19 protein-coding genes are annotated in these 25,077 nt (G+C 72.3%); 6 read left to right on the forward strand and 13 right to left on the reverse strand.

Annotation, left to right across the window (positions count from 1 at the left end; genetic code table 11):
* Positions 1-102: 102 nt before the first annotated feature.
* Positions 103-1,488 (reverse strand): sensor histidine kinase, encoded by a 1,386-nt coding sequence (locus tag BLR95_RS04435; RefSeq protein WP_092616041.1) that lies wholly within the window; start codon positions 1,486-1,488, stop codon positions 103-105.
* Positions 1,475-2,242, reverse strand: coding sequence for a TVP38/TMEM64 family protein (locus tag BLR95_RS04440; RefSeq protein ID WP_143130932.1), 768 nt, complete (start codon positions 2,240-2,242; stop codon positions 1,475-1,477). The genes BLR95_RS04435 and BLR95_RS04440 overlap by 14 nt, the downstream gene beginning before the upstream one ends.
* A gap of 117 nt (positions 2,243-2,359) precedes the next feature.
* Between BLR95_RS04440 and BLR95_RS04445 the strand changes: the two genes are divergently transcribed.
* Positions 2,360-3,526: an NnrS family protein gene (locus BLR95_RS04445; RefSeq protein WP_092616047.1), complete on the forward strand. Its 1,167-nt coding sequence runs from the start codon at positions 2,360-2,362 to the stop codon at positions 3,524-3,526.
* Positions 3,527-3,532: 6 nt separating this feature from the next.
* On the opposite strand, the gene BLR95_RS04450 is transcribed toward BLR95_RS04445, so the two are convergent.
* The 9 genes from BLR95_RS04450 to rpmH form a co-directional block, all read right to left on the reverse strand.
* Positions 3,533-4,315 (reverse strand): succinate dehydrogenase iron-sulfur subunit, encoded by a 783-nt coding sequence (locus tag BLR95_RS04450; protein WP_092616050.1) that lies wholly within the window; start codon positions 4,313-4,315, stop codon positions 3,533-3,535.
* A 27-nt stretch (positions 4,316-4,342) separates the two neighbouring features.
* Positions 4,343-6,136: a succinate dehydrogenase flavoprotein subunit gene (sdhA, locus tag BLR95_RS04455; protein WP_092616054.1), complete on the reverse strand. Its 1,794-nt coding sequence runs from the start codon at positions 6,134-6,136 to the stop codon at positions 4,343-4,345.
* 6 nt (positions 6,137-6,142) lie between these two features.
* Positions 6,143-6,532 carry a succinate dehydrogenase, hydrophobic membrane anchor protein gene (gene sdhD, locus BLR95_RS04460; protein ID WP_092616057.1) on the reverse strand — a complete coding sequence of 130 codons (390 nt, stop codon included), beginning with the start codon at positions 6,530-6,532 and terminating at the stop codon, positions 6,143-6,145.
* 45 nt (positions 6,533-6,577) lie between these two features.
* Positions 6,578-7,009 carry a succinate dehydrogenase, cytochrome b556 subunit gene (sdhC, locus tag BLR95_RS04465; protein ID WP_092616060.1) on the reverse strand — a complete coding sequence of 144 codons (432 nt, stop codon included), beginning with the start codon at positions 7,007-7,009 and terminating at the stop codon, positions 6,578-6,580.
* A 611-nt stretch (positions 7,010-7,620) separates the two neighbouring features.
* The gene (yihA, locus tag BLR95_RS04470) at positions 7,621-8,280 is read right to left on the reverse strand and encodes a ribosome biogenesis GTP-binding protein YihA/YsxC (protein WP_092616063.1); all 660 of its coding nucleotides are present in this window, start codon (positions 8,278-8,280) and stop codon (positions 7,621-7,623) included.
* A gap of 1 nt (position 8,281) precedes the next feature.
* Complete coding sequence (yidC, locus tag BLR95_RS04475) at positions 8,282-10,129, reverse strand: membrane protein insertase YidC (RefSeq protein ID WP_092616066.1); 1,848 nt, start codon at positions 10,127-10,129, stop codon at positions 8,282-8,284.
* Positions 10,130-10,193: 64 nt separating this feature from the next.
* Positions 10,194-10,478 carry a membrane protein insertion efficiency factor YidD gene (gene yidD / locus BLR95_RS04480; RefSeq protein ID WP_092616069.1) on the reverse strand — a complete coding sequence of 95 codons (285 nt, stop codon included), beginning with the start codon at positions 10,476-10,478 and terminating at the stop codon, positions 10,194-10,196.
* The gene (gene rnpA / locus BLR95_RS04485; protein ID WP_245689236.1) at positions 10,478-11,125 is read right to left on the reverse strand and encodes a ribonuclease P protein component; all 648 of its coding nucleotides are present in this window, start codon (positions 11,123-11,125) and stop codon (positions 10,478-10,480) included. Before rnpA ends, yidD begins: the two co-directional genes overlap by 1 nt.
* A gap of 34 nt (positions 11,126-11,159) precedes the next feature.
* The gene (rpmH, locus tag BLR95_RS04490) at positions 11,160-11,294 is read right to left on the reverse strand and encodes a 50S ribosomal protein L34 (protein ID WP_092616072.1); all 135 of its coding nucleotides are present in this window, start codon (positions 11,292-11,294) and stop codon (positions 11,160-11,162) included.
* A gap of 238 nt (positions 11,295-11,532) precedes the next feature.
* On the opposite strand from rpmH, the gene addB reads away from it, so the two are divergent.
* The 3 genes from addB to BLR95_RS04505 all read left to right on the forward strand — a co-directional run bounded on the left by addB (position 11,533) and on the right by BLR95_RS04505 (position 18,717).
* Positions 11,533-14,529, forward strand: a complete 2,997-nt coding sequence (addB, locus tag BLR95_RS04495) for a double-strand break repair protein AddB (RefSeq protein WP_092616075.1) — start codon at positions 11,533-11,535, stop codon at positions 14,527-14,529.
* Complete coding sequence (gene addA, locus BLR95_RS04500; protein WP_092616078.1) at positions 14,526-17,999, forward strand: double-strand break repair helicase AddA; 3,474 nt, start codon at positions 14,526-14,528, stop codon at positions 17,997-17,999. The genes addB and addA overlap by 4 nt, the downstream gene beginning before the upstream one ends.
* A gap of 406 nt (positions 18,000-18,405) precedes the next feature.
* Positions 18,406-18,717: a GNAT family N-acetyltransferase gene (locus BLR95_RS04505; RefSeq protein ID WP_245689238.1), complete on the forward strand. Its 312-nt coding sequence runs from the start codon at positions 18,406-18,408 to the stop codon at positions 18,715-18,717.
* Here the strand turns inward: BLR95_RS04505 and BLR95_RS04510 are convergent.
* Complete coding sequence (locus tag BLR95_RS04510; protein ID WP_092616084.1) at positions 18,687-20,342, reverse strand: monovalent cation:proton antiporter-2 (CPA2) family protein; 1,656 nt, start codon at positions 20,340-20,342, stop codon at positions 18,687-18,689. The two genes, BLR95_RS04505 and BLR95_RS04510, sit on opposite strands and share 31 nt — an antisense overlap.
* Positions 20,343-20,524: 182 nt before the next feature.
* The gene (gene ndk / locus BLR95_RS04515; RefSeq protein ID WP_092616087.1) at positions 20,525-20,947 is read right to left on the reverse strand and encodes a nucleoside-diphosphate kinase; all 423 of its coding nucleotides are present in this window, start codon (positions 20,945-20,947) and stop codon (positions 20,525-20,527) included.
* Positions 20,948-21,118: 171 nt separating this feature from the next.
* On the opposite strand from ndk, the gene BLR95_RS04520 reads away from it, so the two are divergent.
* Together BLR95_RS04520 and BLR95_RS04525 are read left to right on the forward strand one after the other, a co-directional pair.
* On the forward strand, positions 21,119-22,999 hold the full coding sequence (locus tag BLR95_RS04520; RefSeq protein WP_092616089.1) for an ABC-F family ATP-binding cassette domain-containing protein: 1,881 nt from the start codon (positions 21,119-21,121) through the stop codon (positions 22,997-22,999).
* A gap of 404 nt (positions 23,000-23,403) precedes the next feature.
* Positions 23,404-25,050: an AMP-binding protein gene (locus BLR95_RS04525; protein WP_092616092.1), complete on the forward strand. Its 1,647-nt coding sequence runs from the start codon at positions 23,404-23,406 to the stop codon at positions 25,048-25,050.
* The last annotated feature ends 27 nt before the right edge of the window (positions 25,051-25,077 follow it).

Genomic DNA, 25,077 nt, shown 5'->3' on the forward strand with positions numbered 1-25,077 from the left:
CCTCGGTGGGGTTTTAAGTCACGGCGGGGGTCCGGGGGGGCCCCTGGTCCCCCCGGCGGGGGTTCCAAGGGGGCAGCGCCCCCTTGGCCTGGGCCCCGGCGCTCAGGTGGGGAGGGTGAGGTGGAAGGTGGTGCCGGAGGGAGTGGTTTGGTGCAGGTTCAGGTGGCCGTTCATGGCCTGGGTCAGTTCGCGGGCGATGGGCAGGCCGAGTCCGGTGCCGCCGTTGCGGGCCGAGCCGGCGAAGGGTTGGAACAGGTTGTCGCGGGCCCGTTGGGGCAGCCCGGGGCCGTCGTCGGCGATGGTCAGGGTGGTTTGGTGGTTGCTGGTGTGGGCGGCCAGGGTGAGGTGGCGGGCTCCGGCCTGGGCGGCGTTGTGGGTCAGGTTGTCGAGGCTGCGGGCGAGCAGGTCGGGATCGGCGCTCAGGGTGGTGTCGACCGCGCAGTCGAGGTTGACGGCGATTTCCGGGTGGGCCTGGTGCAGGCGCTGGGCGGCCAGGGTCAACTCGTGGTGGGCGGCGAGGCGTCTGGGCCGGGCGCTGGGCAGTTCGCTGCCGGCGTAGGAAAGGGTGGCGGCGCACAGGGCGACGGCGCGATCCAGCGCCTGGGCGATGCCTTCGGTGGTGCGGGCCAGATCGGGGTCGCGGTCGCGGGTCTGGGCTTCCAGGCGGTCCGATTCCAGCCGGGCCGTGGTCAGGATGCCTTTCAGGTCGTGGTTGATGCGGGCCACCGCGGCGCCCACCCCGGCCAGCCGGGCGTGTTCGATCAGGCCCTCGCGGACCCGGGCCTGCATGCGGGCCAGGGTGCGTTCGGCCTCGCCCACCTCGTGGCGGGCGGTGGAGGGGGTGTGCAGGCGGCCGGGGTCCTCGGGGGCGGCCTCGAAGCGGCGCATCGCCGCGACCAGCCGCGACAGGGGTTTCAGCAGCAGGCGGGCGAGGCTGAAGTAGACCACCGCCCCGGCGATCAGCGAGACGATCAGCGACAGCCCCAGCAGGCGCCGGGCGAAGCGCATCAGGTCGCGACGCAGGGGGGCCTCGGGCAGGGTCACCTCGACCGCCACCCGGGGGTCCTTGGGCGAGATGCCGGCCACCCGGATGAGGCGCGGTTGCGAGCGCGTCAGCACCATCAGGGCGTCGCCCACCGGGGGCCACAGGCCGACCTCGCGCAGGTCGTAGGCGGCATCGACCCGGGGCGGCATGTCGGGCCCCAGGCGCAGGCGGAAGAAGCCGGACTGGTAGGCGGTCATGGCCACCGCCCCGGCGTGGCCGAGCAGGCGGCGTTGCAGGTCGCCGTCGACCATGCCGTCCTCGGTGGCTTCCAGGGCGAGCAGGGCGAGGTGGGCCTCGGCCAGCCGCTGTTCCAGGTAGACGACGCGGGCCCGGCCGATGGCGGGCAGGAAGACCAGCGCCTCGGCGAGCAGGACGAAGACCAGGGTCAGCGCCAGCAGGCGCAGCGACAGGCCGAAGCGGGGGCGCGCTTCAGGGCCGCGCATGGGGCGTCGTCCGGCGCCTCCGGCGGCGCCACAGGGCGGGCAGCAGGACCAGCACCGCCAGCCCGAGCAGGGGCAGCAGCAACTGCGGCCGATAGATGGCGCCGGGCCCGGGGCCACCCTCGGCGAGCAGGCCTTCCAGGCCGCTGCCCAGCCCGGCGAACACCGCCGCCGCCGGAATCACCCCCAGCCCGGTGGCCAGGGCATAGTCGCGCCAGCGCACGCCGATCAGCGCCGCCGCCAGATTGACCGCCCAGAAGGGGAAAACGGGAACCAGCCGGATGGCCAACAGATAGCTGAACCCCTCGGCGGCGAAGCCCTCGGCCGCCCGGGCCAGGGTCGGCTGGCGTCGCAGCGCCCCCTCGACGCCCCGGCCGGCGCCGACCAGCCGGCGGACCAGCAGGTAGAGCAGCATCGCCCCCAGGGCGCCGCCCAGGCTGGCCAGCCCGGCCCCGAGCAGCGGTCCGAACAGGCTGCCGCCGGCCAGGCTGAGCCAGGCGGCGACGGGCAGCGACAGGCCGATGGCCAGCACGTAGACGGCGAGGTAGAGAACCACGGCCAGGGCCGGCCGGGCGCTGGCCAGGGCCTCGGCCTGGCCGATCCCATGGCGCAGCCCGTCGAGCAGGGGGGCCGCCGGCGGGCCCACCATCAGGGCGAGCAGCAGCCCGGCCGCCAGCCCGAGGGCCACCAGCCAGCGCCAGCGCCGGCGGCGCGGCGACTGGGCAGGAGACAGGGCGACGGCGTCGGGCTCGTTCATGGCCATCGAAGGGTGGCACGGCGGGCGCCCCAAGGCCAGTCACCTTCCAGTGATAACCGGTTTGCCAGAGGCCGGCGGGACGTGGTGAAGTGGCCGCCGACACCATGTGAGGTTCCCATGCCCTTCTCCCGCTTCCTCGACCGGGGCTTCCGCCCCTTCTTCCTGCTGGCCGGCGTCCATGCGGTGGTGGCGATGGCGGCGTGGCTGCTGTTTCTGCGCGGCCATCTGGCGTTGCCCGGACCCATGGATCCCATCTCCTGGCACGCCCACGAGATGCTGTTCGGCTTCGCCGGGGCGGCGGTGGCCGGCTTCGCGCTGACCGCGGTGGCCAACTGGACCGGCCGCCCGCCGCTGAGCGGAAAACCGCTGTTGCTGCTGGTCCTGGCCTGGGCGGCGGGACGCTTGGGCGGCGCCATCCCCGTGCCGTGGGAGCTGGCGGCGGCGGTCGACGTGGTGCTGCCGCTGGCCCTGGCCGGACTGGTCGGCCGCGAGGTGGCGGCCGCCGGCAACTGGCGCAATCTGCCGGTGGTGGTGGGCATCGGGCTGCTCGGGCTGGCCAGCGCCATCGACTGGCTGGAGGCGGCCGGTCCGCTGGCCGACGATGACCTGGGGTCGCGCCTCGGCGTGGCGGCGCTGGTCGGCCTGACCTGCCTGATCGGCGGGCGCATGGTGCCCGCCTTCACCCGCAACTGGCTGAACCGCCGGCAGGCGACCCGGCTGCCCGCCCCGCCGGACCGCCTGGACGCCGCCACCCTGGGGCTGACCACGCTGGCCCTGGCCGCCTGGACGGGGCTCGCCGTCGGCCCGGTGGTCGCCCTGCTGCTGGCCGGGGCCGGTCTTCTCAACCTGCTGCGGCTGGCCCGCTGGCGCGGCCTCGCCACCCTCTCCGAGCCGCTGCTGTGGAGCCTGCACCTGGGCTATCTGTGGCTGGGGGTGGGGCTGCTGCTGCTGGCCGGCGCCGCCGGCCGCCCCGACGTGGTGCCCGAGGTGCCCGCCCTGCACGGCCTGACCGCCGGCGCCGTGGGCCTGACCGTGGTCGCCGTGATGTCCCGGGCCACCCTGGGCCACAGCGGCCGGCCCCTGGTCGCCGGGACCGACACGGCGGTGGTCTTCGCCCTGCTGGTGGTGGCCGCCATCAGCCGGGTATGGGCCGGCTTCACCAGCGACTTCTACCTGCCGCTGCTGCTGGTTTCGGGCGGCGCCTGGATCGCCGCCTTCCTGCTTTACCTGTGGCGCTACGGGCCGATCCAGTTGGCCCTGGGCGAGCGCCCCCCGCCGGCCTGAGCCGGCCTACTCGGCCCGCTTGAAGACCTCGCGCTTGAGATCGGCGATGGCCTTGGCCGGGTCGAGGCCCTTGGGGCAGGTGTTGGTGCAGTTGAAGATGGTGTGGCAGCGGAACAGCTTGAACGGATCGTCCAGGGCGTCCAGCCGCTCCGGCTTGGCCTCGTCGCGGCTGTCGAACACCCAGCGCGCCGCCTGCAACAGGATGGCCGGGCCCAGGTAGCGCGAGCCGCTCCACCAGTAGCTGGGGCAACTGGCCGAGCAGGAGAAGCACAGCACGCACTCCCACAGGCCGTCCAGGCGCTCGCGCTCCTCGGGGCTCTGCGGGCGTTCCTTGCCCGGCGGGGCCGGGGTGTCGGTCTTCATCCACGGCTCGACCGACTGATACTGGGCATAGAGGTGGGTCAGGTCGGGCACCAGGTCCTTGACCACCGGCAGGTGGGGCAGCGGGTGGATCTTCACCTCGCCCTTCACCTCCTCGATCGGCTTCAGGCAGGCCAGGGTGTTGAGCCCGTCGATGTTCATCGAGCACGACCCGCAGATGCCCTCGCGGCAGGAGCGGCGGAAGGTCAGCGTCGGGTCGATCTCGTTCTTGATCTTGATCAGGGCGTCGAGGACCATCGGCCCGCAGTCGTCCAGATCCAGCGTGAAACGATCCATCCGGGGATTGTCGCCGCTGTCCGGATCGAAGCGGTAGATGCTGAAGGTCTTGGGCCGCTTGGCCCCGGCCGGCGCCGGCCAGTCGCGGCCCTTGGCGATCCGGGAATGGGCGGGGAGGGTGAACTGAACCATGGCTGCCTGCTCTTTCCCTGGATAAGCCTAGTAGACCCGCTTCTGCGGCTCGATGTAGGCGACATCGTCGCTGAGCGTGTAGGTGTGCACCGGGCGGTAGCCCAGGCGCACCTTGGTCTCGCCTTCCATCCAGGCGAGGCTGTGCTTCATCCAGTTGGCGTCGTCGCGCTCCTGGAAGTCCTCGTGGGCGTGGGCGCCGCGGCTTTCCTGGCGCGCCTCGGCCGAGACGATGGTGGTCAGCGCGCAGGGCATCAGGTTGTCCAGCTCCAGCGCCTCGACCAGATCGGTGTTGAAGATCATCGAGCGGTCGGCCAGCTTGAGGTCGCCCATCTGGCCGGCGATGGCGGCCACGTTCTCCACCCCTTCCTTCAGGGTCTGGGCGGTGCGGAAGACGGCGGCGTCCTTCTGCATGGCCTTCTGCAGGTCGAGCCTGACCTCGGCCGTCAGCCGGCTGCCGTCGGCGTGGCGCAGGCGGTCGAGACGGTTCAGCGCCGGCTCGGCGGCGTCGGCCGGCAGCGGCGGGTTGGCCGCCCCCGGGGTCTTGATGATCTGGGTGGCGCGGTGGGCCGCGGCGCGGCCGAAGACCACCAGATCGAGCAGCGAGTTGGTGCCCAGCCGGTTGGCCCCGTGGACCGAGACGCAGGCCGCCTCGCCGATCGCCATCAGGCCGGGGCAGACGGCATCGGGATCGTCGGCGGTGGGGCGCAGCACCTCGCCCATGTAGTTGGTCGGCACGCCGCCCATGTTGTAGTGCACAGTGGGCAGCACCGGGATCGGCTCCTTGCTGGCATCGACCCCGGCGAAGACGCGCGCCGTCTCGGTGATGCCGGGCAGACGCTGGTGCAGCACCTCGCCGCCCAGGTGCTCCAGGTGCAGGTTGATGTGGTCGCCATCCTTGCCCACACCCCGGCCCTCGCGGATTTCCATGGTCATGGCCCGGCTGACCACGTCGCGGCTGGCCAGATCCTTGGCCGTCGGCGCGTAACGCTCCATGAAGCGCTCGCCCTGGGAATTGGTCAGATAGCCACCCTCGCCGCGCGCCCCCTCGGTGATCAGGCAGCCCGAGCCGTAGACGCCGGTCGGGTGGAACTGCACGAACTCCATGTCCTGCAGGGGCAGGCCGGCGCGCGCCGCCATGGCGTTGCCGTCGCCGGTGCAGGTGTGGGCCGAGGTGCAGCTGAAATAGGCCCGCCCGTAGCCGCCGGTGGCGAGCACCGTCAGTTTGGCGTTGAAGCGGTGGATGGTGCCGTCGTCCAGGTTCCAGGCGACCACGCCCCGGCAGGTGCCGTCGGCGTCCATGATCAGGTCGAGCGCGAAATACTCGACGAAGAACTGGGCGTTGTGCTTCAGGCTCTGCTGATAGAGCGTGTGCAGGATGGCATGGCCGGTGCGGTCGGCCGCCGCGCAGGCGCGCTGCACCGGGGCCTCGCCGAAGTTGCGCATGTGGCCGCCGAAGGGGCGCTGATAGATCTTGCCGTCCTCGGTGCGCGAGAAGGGCACGCCGTAGTGCTCCAGCTCGTAGACGGCGGGAATGGCCTCGCGGCACATGTACTCAATGGCGTCCTGGTCGCCCAGCCAGTCCGACCCCTTGACGGTGTCGTACATGTGCCACTGCCAACTGTCCTCGGCCATGTTGCCGAGCGCCGCGCCGATGCCGCCCTGGGCCGCCACGGTGTGGCTGCGGGTCGGGAAGACCTTGGTCACGCAGGCGGTGGACAGCCCCTCGGCGACCATCCCGAAGGTGGCGCGCAAGCCGGCCCCGCCGGCGCCGACGACCACCACGTCAAAGTCGTGGTCGATGATCTCGTAAGCAGAGGGCATGCCCGATCAGCCTCCCAGGGCCAGGATAAGAACGCAGACGATGAGGTAGATGCCGGCCAGCACGGCCAGCGCCGGCACCGCCAGGGCCAGCGTCAGATGCTTGGCCGGACCATGGATGTAGTCGCCGAGCACGATCATCAGCCCGGAAATGCCGTGATAGAGGCCGAACAGGATGGTCATGATCATCAGCGCCGCATTCCACGGCTGGCCGAAGAAGGCGCTGATCTCGGCATGCGAGGCGCCGAAGTTGGCGATCACCGCGGCGACGAACCACAGCATCAGCGGCACCAGGGCGACCGCCGTCAGCCGCTCCATGAACCAGTGGTGGGCGATGCCGCTCTTCGCGGCACCCCGGCCGCGCGCCCGGCCGAGCGGGGACTGCATCTTCAAAGCCATGACGTCAGGCACTCTTGCTGTTGAAATGACACGTCGGCCAAACGCCTACCAGGCGGCGAAGCCGATCGCCCAGACGACGGCGGTCAGCACCGCCCAGACAACGGCCAGCACGATCCCGGAGCGCCGCGCCCCCTCGACACCGAAGCCCTTGCCGATGTCCCACATCAGGAAACGGATGCCGCTGGCCAGGTGATACAGCGTCGCCGCCGACCAGGCGAGGATCAGGAACACCCCGACCCAGGAGCCGAAAAAGCCCTGCGCGGCGGCGTAGGTCTCCGGCCCGGCGGCGGCCGTGCCCAGCCACACCATGACCATCACCGTGCCCAGAACCACACCCACCCCGGTCACCCGGTGGGTGATCGACAGGAACATGGTCAGCGCGAACCTGTAGACCTGCAAATGCGGCGACAGCGGCCGACCCCGCCGAAGCTGGTTGTCGTACGGCGCAAGATGGGGGGAAAACCTGGGCTCGCTCATCGGGCTTCGCATCCCTGACCGGACAAGGAAAAGACCACCACACAGGGCAACGAGACCCCCGGGAAACCCAGGATCGATACCCTTTACCCCCAATTAATTTGGGGTTGCGGCAGTGCAACAAGACCCTCGGGGTTTACCCCGTCACCCCAGTCAAGTCAACGCCGGCCCCGGGGCGCGAGCATAACTTTGCATGGCAAAAAAGGGGGCTTCGCCCCCTTGAACCCCCACCGGGGGGACCGGGTCCCCCCGGACCCCGCCATGTCGTTGGCGTGAAAGGCTCGGGACGCGGAGTGGGGCATCAAGGTTCTTGGTTGCAGGCCAGCTTCGCTGGCCTGCGAAACAACCAGAACCAAGGGGGGCGCAGTTGGCGCGACGTACGCCGGCGCCCCTCGGTGAGGGTTGTTGTTATCGCGGGCCAGCAAAGCTGGCCCGCAACCAACCCCAATCGAACCCGGCTCGGCGCCAACGTTTCACGCCAACGAATTGGCGGGGTCCGGGGAGGCCCGCGCAAACCCCGAGGGAAGCGCAGCTTCCCGACGACGGTTTGCGCAAGACCAATGACCACCTCCCCGGCGGGGTCAAAGGGGCAGCGCCCCTTTTTTTTCCTTGCCTCACGCTTCGCTGGCGAGGGTCGCGAGCGTGGCCCGCAACTCGGCGATGCCGGTGCCTTTTTCGGCGCTGGTGGCGGCGATCTCGGGGTGGGCGGCGGGGTGGCGGGCCAGTTGCTGGGCGGTATCCTTGAGGCGCGTGGCGAGACTGGTCGGGCCGATCTTGTCGGCCTTGGTGAGCACCGCCTGATAGTTGACGGCGGCCTTGTCGAGCAGGTCCATCATGGCGTGATCGGAGTCTTTCAGGCCGTGGCGGGCGTCGATCAGGACCAGGGTGCGGCGCAGGGGGGCGCGCCCCTTGAGGTAGTTTCGGATCAGGCCGTTCCAGCTTTCGACCAGTTTCTTGGGGGCCTTGGCGTAGCCGTAGCCGGGCAGGTCGACCAGGGTCAGCCGGCCGGCGAGGTCGAAGAAGTTGATCTGCTGGGTGCGCCCCGGGGTGACCGAGGTGCGGGCCAGTCCGTTGTGTCCGGTGAGGGCGTTGATGAGCGACGACTTGCCGACGTTGGAGCGCCCGATGAAGGCGACTTCCGGCGGCCCGGCGGGGGGCAGGTCGGCGTTTTTGGTGGCGCCGCGCACGAAGGTGCAGGGGGCGGCGAACAGCCGCCGCCCGACTTCCAGTCGGGCGGCGGCGTCTTCGTCGGGGCTTGGCTCGGCCTCGTTCACCCTAGTTGCCGATCTTCACGCCCATGCGCCGCATGATGACCCACTGCTGGGCGATCGACAGGCTGTTGTTGCAGGTCCAGTAGATGACCAGCCCGGCCGGGAAGTGGGCCAGCATGAAGGTGAAGATGACCGGCAGCATCATCATCACCTTGGCCTGGGTGGGATCGGGCGGGGTGGGGTTCATCTTCTGCTGCAGGAACATCGAGGCGCCCATGATCAGCGGCCAGATGCCGATGGTCAGGAGCTGCGGCGGGTCCCAGGGGATCAGCCCGAACAGGTTGAACACCGAGGTGGGATCGGGCGCCGAGAGGTCCTTGATCCAGCCGAAGAAGGGCGCGTGGCGCATTTCCACGGAGACGAACAGCACCTTGTAGAGGGCGAAGAAGATGGGGATCTGCACCAGGATGGGCAGGCAGCCGGAGAGCGGGCTGACCTTCTCGCGCTTGTAGAGGTTCATCATCTCCTGGTTCAGGCGCATCTTGTCGTCCTTGAACCGTTCCTGCATGGCCTTCACCTCGGGGCCGAGCTTTTTCATCTTGCTCATCGCCCGGTAGGACTTGTTGGCCAGCGGGAAGAGCAGGATCTTGAGACACACGGTGAAGGCGATGATGGCCAGCCCGAAGTTGCCGATCAGGCCATTGAGCCAAGTCAGGATATAGAAGAAGGGCTTGGTCAGGAAATAGAACCAGCCGAAGTCGATGGCCAGGTCGAAGCGGTCGATGTTGTACTTCTCGGCGTAGTCATCGAGCATCTTCGCCTTCTTGACGCCGGCGAACAGGTGGCTTTTCACCTCCACGCTCTGGCCGGGGGCGATCTGTTGCGGCTGGCCCAGGAAGTCCACCTGATAGCGCCAGCTTTTCAGCATCTCGTCCTTGCCCTCGGCCAGGAACTCGGCCGGCATGCCGGGGCGCGGGGCCATCGCGGTGGCCTTCATCGAGGTCTGCACCTGCTGGGCCGGATCGGGGGCGAGCGCCATCAGCCAGTACTTGTCGGTGATGCCGAGCCAGCCGCCGGTGGTGGTGTTGGTCACCGGGCCGTCCTCGCGCAGGTCGTCGTAGTCGACCTCCTTCAGGGTCTCGTCGAACACCCCGAGCGGCCCCTCGTGCAGGATGTAGAGCCCCGAGCCCGGCGGCGGGTCGGTGCGCAGGATCAGGCCATAGGGGTACAGGGTGACCGGGCTGTCGGTGGTGTTTTCCACCCGCTGGCTGACCTGGAACATGTACTGGTCGTCGAGCGCGATGGTGCGCACGAACTTGAGGCCCTGGCCGTTGTCCCAGGTCAGGGTCAGCGGCTGCCCGGGGGTGAGGGTGGTCTGTTCGGCCTGCCAGACGGTGTCGCCGTCGGGCACCGCGATGCCGGCGGCGGCCGGCACCCAGCCGAATTCGGCGAGCCAAGGCTGGGCCCCCTCGGGCGGCAGGGCGAGCACGATCTCGCGCGAATCGGGCTCAAGGTTGACCCGGTAGTCGGCCAGCGTCAGATCGTCGATGCGCCCCCCCTTGAGTGACACCGAGCCATGCAGGCGGGGCGAGTTGATGGGCACCCGGGGGGCCAGTTTCAGCACCTCGTCGCGGGGCAGGATGGCGGCCCCGGTCTGCGCCGCGGCCGGCGGCTGGCCGGCGCTGGTCGGGGCCGGCGGCGCGCCGGCGGCGGTGGCCCCCGGCGCGGCGCCGGGCACGGCCGGCGCCTGACCCGGCGCCAGTTGCCCGGCGGTCTGCCCGGCGGTCTGCCCGGCGGTCTGTTGGGCGCCCTGCCCGGGAGCCGGCGGCGGCGGCGCGAAGAAATACTCGTAGCCGAACAGGATGATCAGCGAGATGACGACGGCCAGCAGCAGGTTCTTCTGATCGAGCATGGCGTGGGGGGTGTCCGCGAGGCGAGGGAGAAGGCGAGGCGGGGCCGCGAGGGGCCCCTTCAGGTCAGGGTCGGGACGGCCCGGCCGGGTCGCCCGGCCGCCGGCGGCGGCGCCAGGGCGGGCGCCAGTCGTCGGGCACGGGGTCATAGCCGGCGGTGCCGAAGGGATGGCAGCGCAGGACCCGGATCGTGGCCAGCCACACCCCACCCAACGCCCCGTAACGCCGAAGCGCCTGATCGGCATAGACCGAGCAGGTGGGCACATGGCGGCAGTGGGGCGGAGTCAGCGGTGAGATGAAGAGCTGATAGCCACGGACCAGACCGCGCAGGACCCTACTCGCAAGACCCATCAGCGTCCACCCCTGATGCGCCCGCCCGCGCCGCGCCCACCGTCGCGCCCATCGGCACGCCCACCGTCACGCCGGGGGGCGGCCTTGGCGGGGCGATGCCGGGCCGGCGGCAGGTCGGGCGGGTCGCGGTGGGCGCCCAGGCGGGCCAGCGCGATGTGCAGGTCCGAGACCAGCTTGGCGAAGGGCCGCTCGAGGGTTTCCGGGCGCCCGATCAGCACATAGTCGCGCCCCGGCAGGGCGGCCTCGGGCAGCACCCGACGGGCCGCCTCGCGCAGCCGCCGGCGGGCCCGGTTGCGGGCCACCGCGTTGCCGACCTTTTTCGAGCAGGTGAAGCCCAGCCCGGCGACCGGTCCCTCGACTGGCCCGTCAACTGGCCCGTCAACTGGCGCGACGCCGGCTTCCTGGGCAGGTTGGGGGGTGGGGCGCGGCGCCGCCTGCATGATGACGCCCGGCGTCACCCACTTCTCGCCCCGGCTGGCGACGCGCAGGAACTGGCGGCGCAGCTTCAGACGCTCCAGACGCAGACAGCCCGACTCCGGGCGCTCCAGAGTCGGGTCTCCCGACTGCGATGGCCGCCTGGGGGGCGGCATGTTGGGCGCCATGTCGGACAACGGGTCGGACACCGGGTCGGACACCGGGTCGGTCATCCCAGGCCCCGCGCCGAACCGGCCGCCCGGGCCGTCAGGCCGACAGGCGGGCCCGGCCACGGGCCCGACGGGCGGCCAGCACCCGACGCCCGCCAACCGTCGCCTTGCGGGCGCGGAAGCCGTGGCGGCGCTTGCGGATGAGCTTGCTCGGCTGATAGGTGCGCTTCACGGGTCCAACTCCGACAGATAAAGAGGGGCGGCGGCGCCACCGGCCGGGCCTTTCGCCGGCCCCGGCGCCTGTCCGGGCCACCTTCGATGAAACAGAAGAGCCGGTGTATAACGGCCCGCCGGGGCGCCGTCAACCGGCTGACGCGCCCGTCACGGGACGTCCTTGCCCTCTTGATCCGGCCCGCCGGGTGGCGCTTGATGGGCCGTGGAGATGCAAAGGCGTAAGAGCGGGAGGGCGCGTGGCGTCTGTCTACACCATCGCGGCGGGAGTGTCGTTCGTCGATCATCTGGCCGCCGGACTGCTCGCCCGGGCCCCGGCCGAGGACCCGGCGGCGCTGTCGGCGACCACCGTGCTGCTGCCGACGCGGCGCGCCGGCCGCGCCCTGAAGGAAGCCTTCCTGCGCCAGAGCGGCGGCCGTCCGGTGCTGCTGCCGCGCCTGCTCACCCTGGGCGACAGCGCCGACGCCGAGGACCTCGACCAACTGGACGCCCCGGCCGACGAGTTGGTGCCCCTGGCTCCGCTGGAGCGCCAGGTACGCCTCGCCCGCCTCATCGCCGCCGCCCCGGGGGGGGCCGATCTGCCGCTCGAACAGGCCCTCGGGCTGGCCGCCGAGTTGGGCCGCCTGCTCGATCAGGTGGCCACCGAGGGGCTGTCCTGGGACCGCCTGCCCGAACTGGTGCCGGCCGGCGAGTTGGCCGCCCACTGGCAGGTGACGCTGGATTTCCTGACCATCCTGACCAAGGGCTGGCCGGCCCTGCTGGCCGACCTCGGCGCCATCGACGCCGCCCAGGCGGCGCGCCAGCGCACCCTGGCCCGGGCCGCCCGCTGGGCCGAAACGCCGCCCGGCCCGGTGGTCGCCGCCGGCTCGACCGGCTCGGTACCGGCCACCGCCGAGCTTCTGGCCACCATCGCCAGCCTGCCCGAAGGCGCCGTGGTGCTGCCCGGCCTGGACCGCGCGCTGGACCCGGAAAGCTGGGAGAAACTGCCCCCCAGCCACCCGCAATACGGCCTGAAGCGCCTGCTCGAGCGGCTGGAAACACCGCGCGAGGCGGTCGCCGACTGGCCGGCCCCCAGCCCCCTGCCCGGCGGCGGGCCGCAAGGCCGCCGCCCGCCCCCCGACCGCGCCCGCCTGATCGCCGAGACCTTCCGCCCGGCCGCCACCACCGACCGCTGGGACGCCATGGCGCCGCTCGCCCCCCAGGTGCTCGACGGCCTGACCCGTCTCGACTGCCCGACCCCGCGCGAGGAGGCGGCGGCCATCGCCCTGTTGCTGCGCCGTGCCCTGGAAGAGGTGGACCAGGCCACCACCTGCGCCCTGGTCACCCCGGATCGCGGGCTGGCCCGCCGGGTGGCGGCGGAGATGGGGCGCTGGGGCGTGCAGGTGGCCGACTCGGCCGGCCGGCCGTTGGCCGCCACCCCGGTCGGCGCCTTCCTGCGCCTGCTCGCCGAGGCGGCGGCCGAGGACCTCGCCCCGCTGCCCCTGCTGGCCCTGCTGAAACACCCGCTGGCCGCCGGCGGGCAGCCGGTGGGCCGCTTCCGGGCCCGGGTCCGGCGGCTGGAACGGGCGGTGCTGCGCGGCCCCCGTCCGGGCCCCGGCATCCGGGGCCTTCAGGCGGCATTGGCCCTGCTCGACGGCGCCGAGGCGCGGGCGGCGCGGGGGCTGGCCGGCTGGCTGGACGCCCTGCAGGCGCGCCTCGCCCCCCTCACCGGGTTGATGGCCACCCCCCGGGTCGCCCCGGACGCGCTGCTCAACGCCCTGTTCGCCAGCGCCGAGGCGCTGGCCGCCGACTCGGCGCTGCCCGGCCCGGCCCGCCTGTGGCGGGGCGACGACGGCGAGGCGGCGGCGGCCTTCGCCGCCGAGGCCAGCGAGGCGGCCCGCCTGCTCGACCCGCTGGCGCCGCGTCACCTGCCCGGCCTGCTCGACGCGCTGCTCGCCGGGCGGGTGGTCCGCCCGGCCTGGGGCGACCACCCCCGGCTGTTCATCTGGGGCCCCCTGGAGGCCCGCCTGCAACAGGTCGACGTGCTCATCCTGGGCGGCCTCAACGCCGGCACCTGGCCCGCCGACAGCCCCCCCGACCCGTGGATGAGCGCCCCCATGCGAACCCGCTTCGGGCTGCCCCCGGCCGAGCGCCGGGTCGGTCTGGCCGCCCACGACGTGGCCCAGGGCCTGGCCGCCGGCGAGGTCTGGCTGACCCGGGCCGAACGGGTCGACGGCACCCCCAGCGTGCCCTCGCGCTGGCTTCTGCGTCTGGACGCGGCACTGGCCGCCGGCGGTCTGGCCGAACCGTGGCAGCGCAAGCGGGCCTCGGCGCGGGCCACCTGGCTGGCCTGGGCGGCCGCCCTGGATCGCCCCGACGCCTTCCGGCCCGCCACCCCGCCGCGCCCCGCTCCGCCGCTGGCGGCCCGCCCCACACGCCTCTCGGTGACCCGCATCGAGGAGTGGATGCGCGACCCCTACGCCTGCTACGCCCGCCACGTCCTGCGCCTGAAGGCGCTCGACCCGCTGGACGCCGAGCCCGGGCCAGCCGAGCAGGGCACCTTGATCCACGCCATCCTGGAAGCCTTCGTTACCGCCCACCCCTCGGGCCCGCTGCCGGCCGACGCGGCGCGGCGCCTGCACGATCTGGGCGCCAGCGCCTTCGCCCCGCTGAAAACCGCCCGGCCCGGCGTGCACGCCCTGTGGTGGCCGCGCTTCCTCGGCCTGATCGACTGGCTGATCGCCCGCGAGACCGAGCGCCGCCCGGCCCTGGCCCGCGCCTTCTGCGAGGTCGAGGGCGAGCTGGACGTCGGCGGCTTCGTGGTCCGCGCCACCGCCGACCGGGTGGAGCGGCTGGCCGACGGGCGGCTCGCCGTCATCGACTACAAGACCGGCACCCCGCCCAGCGCCAAGGAGGTGGCCGCCGGCTTCGCCCCGCAACTGCCGCTGGAGGCGGCCATCGCGCGGGCCGGCGGCTTTTCGGGCGTGCCCGCCGGGCCGGTCGCCGAGTTGGCCTTCTGGAAGCTCTCCGGCGGCCCCGACGGCGGCACCATCCGCCCGGCGACGGCCAAGGACACCACCCCCGACAGCCTGGCCGAGGCCGCCGTCGCGGGCCTGAAGGGGCTGGTCGCCGCCTTCGCCGACCCCAAGACCCCCTACGAGGCCCGGCCCCACCCGGGCCACGTGCCGCGCTATTCCGACTACCTGCATCTGGCCCGGGTGGCCGAGTGGGCCGACGCCGACGGAGAGGCCGAATGAGCCCCCCCGACCCGACCACACCCGACCCAACCACCCTGGCCGACACCGCCAACCGGGCCCAGCACCGGGCCGCCGAGCCGCACGGCTCGCGCTGGGTCGCCGCCTCGGCCGGCACCGGCAAGACCAAGGTGCTGACCGACCGCGTGCTGCGCCTGCTGCTGGCCGGGGCCGAGCCGCGCCGCCTGCTGTGCCTGACCTACACCACCGCCGCCGCCGCCGAGATGGCCAACCGCGTCGCCGCCCTGCTCGGCCGCTGGGCGGTGCTGCCCGAGACCGAGTTGGCCGGCGACCTGACCCGCCTGCTCGACCGTGCGCCCGAGGCCGGGGAAACCACCACCGCGCGGCGCCTGTTCGCCGGCGTGCTCGACCTCGACGGCGGCCTGCGCATCCAGACCCTGCACGCCTTCTGCCAGTCGGTGCTCGCCCGCTTTCCCCTGGAAGCCGGGGTGCCGCCCCATTTCCAGGTCCTCGACGCGGCGGACAGCGCCGAGGCCCTGGCCAGCGCCCGCGACGCCGTGCTGGCCGGCGGCCCGGACACCGCCCCCTGGTCGGCCGCCCTGGCCCGCCTCGCCGGGCGCCTGCACGAAAGCCGGCTGGCCGGGCTGCTCGATCAGGTGATCGCCGGGCGCGGCCGGCTGGACCGCCTGTTCGCCACCCACGGCGGGCCAACCGGGGCCGCCCGCGCCGTCGCCGCCCGTCTCGGCGTGGCCGAGGGGGAAACCCCTGAGGCGGTGCTGGCCCGGGCCAGCCAGGACCTCGCCCTGGACGGCCCCGCCCTGCGCCAGGCGGCCCAGGCGCTGGCCGACAGCACGGCCAAGGGCGACCAGGACAAGGCCCAGGCCATCGCCACCTTCCTGGCCACCGGGGAGGCGGCCCGCCCGGCCCTGTTCGAGGACTATCTGAAGGGCTTCCTGACCGCCAAGAAGGAGCCCTACGCCAAGCCCGCCACCAAGGCCATCCAGCAGGCCCGGCCCGACGTGGTGGCCACCCTGGAGCGCGAACGCGACCGCCTGCTGGCCGTGCTCGACCACTGGCGGGCCGTCCAGGTCGCCCAGGCCAGCGCCGACCTGCTGGTCGTCGGCGCCGCCATCCTCGACGCCTACCGGGCCCACAAGCGGGCCCGCGGGCGGCTCGACTTCGAGGACCTCATCGCCGCCACCCGGGGCCTGCTGGAAACCCCCGGCCGCGCCGCCTGGGTGCTGTTCAAGCTGGACGGCGGCCTCGACCACCTGTTGATCGACGAGGCCCAGGACACCAGCCCCGACCAGTGGGCCATCGTCGAAACCCTGGCCGAGGAGTTCTTCGCCGGCGAGGGACAGCACGCCGCCGGCCGGCGCAGCCTGTTCGTGGTCGGCGACAGGAAGCAGAGCATCTACAGCTTCCAGGGCGCCGACCCGGAAGGCTTCTCGGCCATGCGGGCCCGCTTCAAGGCGCGCATCGAGGCGGCCGGCGGCGACTTCGCCACCGTGCCGCTGGCCGTCTCCTTCCGCTCCGGCCGCGCCGTGCTGGAGGCGGTGGACGCCATCCTGGCCACCCCGGACGCCGGGGCCGGCGTGCTCGACCCCGACGATCCGCCCGGCCATCTGGCCTTCCGCGCCGGGGCGGCCGGCTCGGTGCGCGTGTGGCCGCCGCTGGCCCCCGCCCCGGCTCCCGAGTCGCCGCCCTGGAAGCCGCCCGTCGAGCGCCTGTCCATCGACAACGCGCGGGCCCGGCTGGCCAACCTGCTGGCCGACCATATCGCCGACCGGCTGGCCGGCGGCGAGATCCTGGAAAGCCGGGGCCGCCCCCTGCGCCCCGGCGACGTGATGGTGCTGGTCCGCCGGCGCGGCGCCTTCGTCGATGATCTGGTCAAGGCCCTGAAGCGGCGCGGGGTGCCGGTCGCCGGGGCCGACCGCCTGAAGCTGGGCCAGCATCTGGCGGTCATGGACCTGATCGCCCTGGGCCGCGTGCTGCTGCTGCCCGAGGACGACCTGACCCTGGCCACGGTGCTCAAAGGCCCCCTGCTCGGGCTGTCCGAGGACGCGCTGTTCGACCTCGCCCACCCACGCGGCCGCTGCACGCTGTGGCAGGCCCTGGCCGAGCAGGCCGAGGCCGGCGAGGCCCCCTTCGCCGACGCCCACCAGTGGCTCGCCGAGTTGCGCGGCCGGGCCGACCTGATGCCCCCCTTCGAGCTGTTCTGCCATGTGCTGGGCGATCTCGGCGGGCGGCGCCGGCTGCTCGCCCGCCTGGGGCCGGACGCCGAAGACGCCCTCGACGAGTTCCTCGGCCTCGCCCTGACCCACCAGCACCGCCACCCGCCGGCCCTGGAAAGCTTCCTGCACTGGCTGGAGCGCGGCGACGTGGAGGTGAAACGCGACCTCGACCAGGGGGCCGACGCCGTCCGGGTGATGACCGTCCACGGCGCCAAGGGCCTGCAGGCGCCGCTGGTCATCCTGCCCGATACCCGCCAACTCCCCCAGCCGCCGCAAGGCCTGCTGTGGGACGGCGACCTGCCCCTGTGGGCCCCCCGGGCCGAGCTGCGCGACCCGGTCAGCCGCCGCGCCCACGAGGCCGCCCACGCCGCCCAACTGGCCGAGTACCGCCGCCTGCTCTACGTCGCCCTGACCCGGGCCGAGGACCACCTGATCGTCGCCGGCTGGGAAACCAGGAACCGCGCCCCGGACGGCAACTGGCACGACCTGATCGCCGACGCCCTGGCCCCGCTGGCCGAGCTGACCGACCCCGCCGAAGTCGGCCTCGACGGCCGGCTGGACGGCGACATCCTGACCCTGACCTGCCCCCAGCAAGACCCCGTCCACGCCCAGGCCACACCCCCACCGGCCGCCCCCCCACCGGCCCCCGACTGGCTGGGCACCCCACCCCCGGCCGAACCCCGCCCGGGCCGCCCGCTGATGCCCTCGCGCCCCGAGCTGCCCGAACCGGCCGCCCCCTCGCCGCTGGTCCCCAAGGGCGGCGAGTCGGCCCGCCAGCGCGGCCGGCTGGTCCACCGCCTGCTCGAACTGCTGCCCGAGCTGCCCGCCGCCCAACGCCCCGCCGCCGCCCGCCGCTTCCTGACCCGCCCGGCCCACAACCTGGCCCCCGATCAGGCCGAGGCCCTGGCCGCCGAAACCCTGGCCGTGCTCGACCACCCGGACCTCGCCCCGCTGTTCGGCCCCGGCGCCCTGACCGAGGTGCCGATCAGCGGCCGCCTGGGCAGCGGCGACACCACCCGCCTGGTCAGCGGCCAGATCGACCGCCTGCTGATCACCCCCACCTCCCTCCACCTGATCGAATTCAAAACCAACCGACCACCCCCCACCGACCCCCGACACATCCCCCAAGCCCACCTGCAACAAATGGCCGCCTACCACGGCCTTTTGAAACAACTCTACCCAGCCCACACCCTGACCTGCACCATCCTGTGGACCGCCGGACCCCACATCACCCCCGTCCCCACCGAAACCCTCGATGCCGTGCTTCCCGCCATCTGATGTAAGATGCCTCGCAACAAGGGGGCGCTGCCCCCTTGACCCCCGCTGGGGAGGCCGGGAGGCCTCCCCAGACCCCACCATGACTCGTCCCCGGCCAGAGGGGGGTGGTCAGGAGCGCGCGCGCTCCTGACCACCCCCCTCTGGCCGGGGATAAGTGACGGCGGGGGTCCGGGGGGGCCCCTGGTCCCCCCGGCGGGGTTCAAAGGGGCAGCGCCCCTTTGCTGCGAAGCATGTGACATCGGATGACGGGAGGTGCGGCATGGGGGTTTTGGTGCGGGATTTGGGGGATGGAGACTGGGCGGCGTGGTCTCGGTTGTGGGCTGGGTATTGTGGGTTTTACGGGGTGGAGATTGCGTCCGAGGTGAGTTCTGGGACGTTTCGGCGTCTGCTTGATGGGGCTTGGCCGATGTTCGGTCTGGTGGCCGAGGACTCGGGCGGAGAGTTGGTGGGGTTGGCGCACGGGGTGACCCATCCCGGCACCTGGTCGTTGGCGCCGGTCTGTTATCTGGAGGATTTGTATGTCGACCCGGAGGCGCGTCTGGGTGGGGTGGGTCGGGCCCTGATCGACGCCGTGGCGGCGCGGGCCCGGGCGCTTGGCTGCGCGGGTCTGTACTGGCAGACCGACCGGGACAACGCGGTGGCCCAGGTGCTCTACAACAAGCTGGCGCGGCGCACCGGGTGGGTGCGTTACGAGATGGACCTGGAGGGTTCCGGCTGAGGTTCGTTCACCACCTCGGTCAGGGCGCCGGACAGGCGCAGGGCGCTTTCGGTGGTTTCGCAGACCACCTCGCGCACCCCTTCCTGGCGCAACTCGCGGGTGGTGATTTCGTCGCCGCCGCGGGCCAGCAGGATCAGGTGCGGGTAGTGCTGGCGGGCGGTTTCCACGATGCGCCGGGCGGTCGGCGGGTGGGCGGTGGCGATGAGCAGGGCGCGCGCCTGCTCGGCCCCGGCGGCGTGCAGGACCGAGGCCATGGTGGCGTCGCCATAGAAGGCGGGTTCGCCGGCGGCGCGGCCTTCCATGACCCGGCGCGGGCTCATGTCGAGCACCACGTAGGGCTGGCCGTGGGCCCGTTGCAGGCGGGCGACGATGCGCCCCACCTCGCCGAAGCCGATGATGATGGCGTGCCCGGACAGCGCCCCGGCGACTCGTTCCAGGTCGCTTTGGCTGGCCGCCTCGCGGCTTTCCAGGAAGGTGATGAAGCGCAGCCCGAAGGTGACGTAAAGCGGCGTCACGGCCATGGTCAGGGCGACCGCGACCAGCAGCGGCTGGCCGCTGGCGTCGGGCAGCACGCCGACCGCCATGGCGATGCCGAACAGCACGAAGGCGAACTCGCCGCCCTGGCTGAGCATCCCGGCGAGGCGCAGCGAGCGCCACAGGCTTTGCCGGAACAGCCGTCCCAGGGCGAACAGGATGACCCCCTTGAGGGCCAGCAGGCCGACGGTCAGGCCGAGCACCAGCAGGATGTTGTCGGCCGCCGCGCCAAGGTCGATGGTCATCCCCACGGTCATGAAGAAGAGGCCGAGGAGGATGCCCCGGAAGGGCGCGATGTCGGCTTCGATCTGCGGGTGGAACTCGGTCTCGCCGAGCACCATGCCGGCCAGGAAGGCGCCGAAGGCCATCGACAGCCCGGCCTGTTCGGTCACCCACGAGGTGCCCAGCGCGATGAACAGGGCGGCGGCGGCGAACAGCTCGGGGCTGCGCGCCCCGGCGACCACGCGCAGGGCCGGGGTCAGCAGGTACTTGCCGATCAAAAGGATCACCGTCACCGCCGCGGCCGCCTTCAGGGCGGCCAGTCCGAGGGCGGTCCACAGGCCGGCCCCGCCATCGCGGCCAAGCACCTCGAGCAGGATCAGCAGGGGGCCGACGGCGAGGTCCTGCAACAGCAGGATGGCGATCACCGTGCGGCCGAAGATGGTCTTGGTCTGGGCCCGCTCGCCCAGCACCTGGATCACGATGGCGGTCGAGCTCAGGGCCAGCCCGCCGCCGACGATCAGCGCCGCCGGGTTGGACAGCCCGAACAGCCGGGCCAGGGCGAAGATGGCCACCGCGCTGACCCCGATCTGGGCCAGCCCCAGGCCGTAGGTGCGCAGACCGATGGCCTTCAGGCGGTCCCAGGTCAGCTCAAGACCGATGGCGAAGAGCAGGAAGACGACGCCCAGTTCGGCCAGGGCGCGGGCCGCGTCCACTTCCTCGATCAGGGCCAGGGCGTGCGGCCCGACGACCAGCCCGGCGACCAGATAGCCCAGCACCCCGCCCAGGCGCAGGCGCTGGAACAGCGGCACCGCGACCAGCGCGGCGCCCAGCAGGACGAGGACGTCAATCAGGTAGTGGGTATGGGGCATGGGCCGGTCCGGCGGGCGGGAAACGGAAACGAGGCTCCATCATTTCCCGAACCGTTGGCCGGCACAAGCCCTTGGTCCCGGGAGATTCTCCCGGGACCTGGATCGTTTTTTTCCCGGGAGAGTCTCCCGGGACCTGGATTGTTTTTTCCCGGGAGAGTCTCCCGGGAGCCTGGACGGCTTGATCAGCCGACCAGATCGATCTCGGCGAAGAAGAAGGCGATCTCGCGGGCCGCGTTCTCCGGGCTGTCCGAGCCGTGCACCGAGTTGGCCTCGATCGACTCGGCGAAGTCGCGGCGGATGGTGCCCTCGTCGGCGTTGGCCGGGTTGGTGGCGCCCATCACCTGGCGGTTCTTGGCCACCGCGTCCTCGCCTTCCAGCACCTGGACGACCACCGGACCGGAGGTCATGAAATCGCACAGGCTGCCGAAGAACGAGCGCTCGCGGTGGACGTCATAGAACGCCTCGGCCATGGCGCGGGTCATCTGGATGCGGCGCTGGCCGACGATCTTGAGGCCGGCGTCCTCGAAGCGGGCGTTGATTTTGCCGGTCAGGTTGCGCCGGGTGGCATCCGGCTTGATGATCGACAGGGTGCGTTCGATGGCCATGACGGTTGGGTGTCCTTCGTGATCGGGAAAACCCCGGCCGGGGCCAGGGTCGAAAAAGGGGCAGCGAAAAAAGGGGAAGCGGAAAAGCGGGCCGCCTTATAACTTCTCGCCATCGCCCTGGCAACCGTCGGCATGTTGCATCGCACGAGCAAGGGCGGGTATTGAGGCGCCATGCTCGACATCCGCGATTTGACCTACAGAATCGGTGGCCGGCTGCTGCTCGACGGCGCCCGGGCCCGCCTGCCGGCCGGCCACCGGGTCGGCCTGGTGGGCCGCAACGGGGCCGGCAAGTCGACCCTGCTGGCGCTGATTCGCGGCGATCTGGCCCCGGAGAGCGGCGCCGTCGAGGTGCCGCCCCGGGCCCGTCTGGGCTGGGTCGCCCAGGAAGCCCCGGACGGCGCCGACAGCCTGCTCGACACGGTGCTCGCCGCCGACCGCGAGCGGGCCGACCTGCTGGCCCGCCTGGACGCCGAGCCGGACGGCCCGGCGGTCGGCGAGATCCACGAACGCCTGCTGGCCATCGACGCCCACACCGCCCCGGCCCGCGCCGCCCGCATCCTGGTCGGGCTGGGCTTCGCGCCGGACCAGCACGGCCGCGCGGTGGGCGACTTCTCCGGCGGCTGGCGGATGCGCGTCGCCCTGGCCGGGGCGCTGTTCACCCGGCCCGACCTGCTGTTGCTCGACGAGCCGACCAACCATCTGGACCTGGAAGCCACCCTGTGGCTGACCCGCCATCTGGCCAGCTATCCCGGCACCCTGCTCATCGTCAGCCACGACCGCGACCTTCTGAACGGCGCCTGCAACCACATCCTACACCTGGAGGGCGGCCGGCTGACCCTCTATGGCGGCAACTTCGACCGCTTCGAGGAAACCCGCCGCCTGCGCCTGGAGGCCGAGGCCAAGACCCAGCGCAAACTGGAGGAGCGGCGGGCCCACATGCAGGCCTTCGTCGACCGCTTCCGGGCCAAGGCAACCAAGGCCCGTCAGGCGCAGAGCCGCCTCAAGATGCTGGAAAAGCTGCCACCGCCGGCGGCCATCGTGGAAGAGCAGGTGCCCGACCTCGCCTTCCCCGAGCCGGACGAGCTGGCCCCGCCGCTGATCGCCATCGAGAACGGCCGGGTGGGCTATGGCGACACGGTGATCCTCGACGGGCTCAACCTGCGCATCGACCAGGATGACCGGATCGCCCTGCTGGGCGCCAACGGCAACGGCAAGTCGACCCTGGCCAAGCTGCTGGTCGGGGCGTTGCAGCCGATGGCCGGCGAGGTGCGGCGCAGCAACCGGCTGAGGGTGGGCTATTTCGCCCAGCACCAGTTGGACGACCTGAGGGCCGGCGAAACCGCCTTCCAGCACCTCGCCCGGGCCCGGCCCAACCTGACCCCGCCCAAGGTGCGGGCCCATCTGGGCCGCTTCGGCTTCGCCCAGGCGCGGGCCGACGTCATCGCCGCCAACCTGTCGGGCGGCGAGAAGGCGCGCCTCGCCATCGCCCTGATGAGCCTCGATGCGCCGCACCTGCTGGTCCTCGACGAGCCGACCAACCACCTCGACATGGACACCCGGGCCGAACTGGTGCGCGCCCTCAATGTCTATGGCGGCGCCGTGGTCCTGGTCAGCCACGATTTCCACCTGCTCGGCCTGATGGCCGACCGCCTGTGGCTGGTCGGCGGCGGATGCGTCACCCCCTTCGACGGCGATCTGGCCGACTACCGCCAATTGCTGCTCGACGGCGACAAGGACAAGGCCGACAAGCCCGACGCCGCCGAGCCGGCCCAGGGCACCACCCGCAAGGACGCCCGCCGGGCCGCCGCCGAGGCCCGCGCCAAGACCGCGCCCCTGCGCCAGGCCATCAAACAGGCCGAAAAGGACATCGCCCGGCTGGAGAAACAAAAAGCCGAGCTGGAAAACCAAATGGCCGACCCCGATCTCTACAACCAACCGGCCGAAACCATCACCAGACTCCAACAACAACTGGCCGAAACCAGCCGCACCCTGACCGAAACCGAGGAACACTGGCTGACCCTGTCCCACGACCTCGAAACCGCCACCGGCTAGAGGGCTTGGCCGAGGCACCGTCAAAGGGCGCCGCCCCTTTGAAATCCCCGCTGGGGAGGCCGGGAGGCCTCCCCAGACCCCACCATGAGTCAAAGCCGTGAAGAGGGGGGTATCCGAGCGCGTGCGCTCGGCTACCCCCCTCTTCACGGCTTTAAGTCGCGGCGGGGGTCCGGGGGGGCCCCTGGTCCCCCCGGCGGGGGTTCCAAGGGGGCAGCGCCCCCTTGGCGGTCTCTCGGCCGGACCCTCCAGCCGGTGGCGGTTTACAGGGCGTGGGCAAGGGAGGATACTGTGTCCTAAGTGCATCGCAGCATAGACGGTGCCGCCAAGCGTAATGAACAGGTTCGGAGCGTTGCCTGGGGAGAGAGGGGCAGCGTCGATCCGGACCGGGCAGGGAGACAGGTTGCTTGTCCCGCAATCCCTGCGCCGATGCGCCGCCCGAGTCCCTGTTCCGCTTCGTGGACGGGATGCCGGCGGCGCAGGTGGCGTTGATCGAAGATGGGGAGACCCTGACCTTCGGCGATCTGGCCGAGGACAGCCGGCGTGTGGCCGCCGCCCTGGCCGAGGCCGGCCTCAAGCCCGGTGACCGGCTGGGGGTATGGCTGCCCGGGCGCGCCGCCTGGCTGAGTGTGTTCCTGGCCTGCTGCCGTCTGGGCGCCGTGGCGGTGGCCATCAACACCCGTTTCGGGCCCGGCGAGGTGGCCGACATCCTGGCCCGGGCCGGCTGCCGGGGGCTGGTCCTGGAGCCCGCCGAGGCGACCCGCCTGGGCGAGGCGCCGGACAGGCGGCGGCTCGACCTGGGGTTCCTGCTGGTGGTTGGGGGGCCGATGATGGCGCCCCCGCCCGAGGCCGTGGCGGTGCTCGATCACGACGCCCTGACCGCCGCGCCGCCGGCCGGGCCGGTGCCCGAGGCGGGCACCCCGGACAGCCCCTGCCTGATCGTCGTCACCACCGGCACGACGCGCCGGCCCCGGCTGGTGCTGCACGATCAGGGCACCCTGCTTTGCCACGCCCGGCAGGTGGCGACGGCCTTCGGCTACGCGGCCCCGGACACGGTAACCCTGCAGGCGGCCGACCTGTCCGGCGTGTTCGGCATCTGCCAGGCCCTGGCCAGCCTCGCCGCCGGGCGCCCCAACGTGTTGATGGGCCGCTTCGAGCCGGCCCGCGCGGCGGTCCTGATCGCCGCCCGCCGGGTGACCCAGTTCAACCTGACCGACGAAATGCTCGACCACCTGCTGGCCGAGATGCCCGACCGTCCGGCCCACCCCTGGCCCTGGCTGGATTTCGTCGGGGTCTCCCAGTTCGACCCCACCCTGGACGATCTGGCGGCCCGCGCCGAAACCCGGGGCCTGCGTGTCCACGGCCTGTTCGGCATGAGCGAGGTCCAGGGCCTGTGGGCCCTGCAACCGGGCGAGTTGCCACTGGATGCCCGCAAGCAGGGCGGCGGGCGGCCGGTGTCGCCCCACGCCCGGGTGCGCGCCCGCGACGTCAGCGACGGGCCGCGCGGCCGCCTGCTGGCCCCCAATCAGGTGGGCGAGATCGAGCTCTATTGCCCGGACAGCCTGATGGTGGGCTACGACGGCGACCCCGAGGCCACCGACGCGGCGCTGACCGAGGACGGCTGGCTGCGCAGCGGCGACCTGGGCTTCCTCAGGGCCGATGGGGGCTTCGTCTTCATCGCCCGCGGCGGCGACGCCCTGCGCCTGGGCGGCTTCCTGGTCCAGCCGGCGGAGATCGAGGGGCACCTGCTGCGCCACCCCTCGGTCGCCGCCTGTCAGGTGGTCGGGGTGCGGGTGGCGCGGCGCTCGACCTGCCTTGCCTTCGTCCTGCCGCGCAACGGGGCCAGGGTGGCGGAAGACGCGCTGATCGCCCACTGCCGGGCCCATCTGGCCGACTTCAAGGTGCCGGTGCGGGTGATCGCCCTGGAGGCCTTTCCCACCGTGACCAGCCCCAACGGCCCGCGCGTCCAGCGCAACCGGTTGCGCGACATGGCCCAGGCGACGGTGGACACCGGCAGCGTGCCGCCGGTCGACCGACGGGCCCATCCCCGTTGATAATTGTTATTAGGTCGCACCGACGAC

The sequence above is a fragment of the Roseospirillum parvum genome (assembly GCF_900100455.1).
Taxonomy (GTDB): domain Bacteria; phylum Pseudomonadota; class Alphaproteobacteria; order Rhodospirillales; family Rhodospirillaceae; genus Roseospirillum; species Roseospirillum parvum.

Excerpts from the sequence above, each read along its gene's own strand:
- BLR95_RS04435 (WP_092616041.1), bottom strand. The coding sequence starts at position 1,488 with ATGCGCGGCCCTGAAGCGCGCCCCCGCTTCGGCCTGTCGCTGCGCCTG.
- BLR95_RS04440 (WP_143130932.1), bottom strand. The coding sequence starts at position 2,242 with ATGAACGAGCCCGACGCCGTCGCCCTGTCTCCTGCCCAGTCGCCGCGC.
- BLR95_RS04445 (WP_092616047.1), top strand. The coding sequence starts at position 2,360 with ATGCCCTTCTCCCGCTTCCTCGACCGGGGCTTCCGCCCCTTCTTCCTG.
- BLR95_RS04450 (WP_092616050.1), bottom strand. The coding sequence starts at position 4,315 with ATGGTTCAGTTCACCCTCCCCGCCCATTCCCGGATCGCCAAGGGCCGC.
- sdhA (WP_092616054.1), bottom strand. The coding sequence starts at position 6,136 with ATGCCCTCTGCTTACGAGATCATCGACCACGACTTTGACGTGGTGGTC.
- sdhD (WP_092616057.1), bottom strand. The coding sequence starts at position 6,532 with ATGGCTTTGAAGATGCAGTCCCCGCTCGGCCGGGCGCGCGGCCGGGGT.
- sdhC (WP_092616060.1), bottom strand. The coding sequence starts at position 7,009 with ATGAGCGAGCCCAGGTTTTCCCCCCATCTTGCGCCGTACGACAACCAG.
- yidC (WP_092616066.1), bottom strand. The coding sequence starts at position 10,129 with ATGCTCGATCAGAAGAACCTGCTGCTGGCCGTCGTCATCTCGCTGATC.
- yidD (WP_092616069.1), bottom strand. The coding sequence starts at position 10,478 with ATGGGTCTTGCGAGTAGGGTCCTGCGCGGTCTGGTCCGTGGCTATCAG.
- rnpA (WP_245689236.1), bottom strand. The coding sequence starts at position 11,125 with ATGACCGACCCGGTGTCCGACCCGGTGTCCGACCCGTTGTCCGACATG.
- addA (WP_092616078.1), top strand. The coding sequence starts at position 14,526 with ATGAGCCCCCCCGACCCGACCACACCCGACCCAACCACCCTGGCCGAC.
- BLR95_RS04505 (WP_245689238.1), top strand. The coding sequence starts at position 18,406 with ATGTTCGGTCTGGTGGCCGAGGACTCGGGCGGAGAGTTGGTGGGGTTG.
- BLR95_RS04510 (WP_092616084.1), bottom strand. The coding sequence starts at position 20,342 with ATGCCCCATACCCACTACCTGATTGACGTCCTCGTCCTGCTGGGCGCC.
- ndk (WP_092616087.1), bottom strand. The coding sequence starts at position 20,947 with ATGGCCATCGAACGCACCCTGTCGATCATCAAGCCGGATGCCACCCGG.
- BLR95_RS04520 (WP_092616089.1), top strand. The coding sequence starts at position 21,119 with ATGCTCGACATCCGCGATTTGACCTACAGAATCGGTGGCCGGCTGCTG.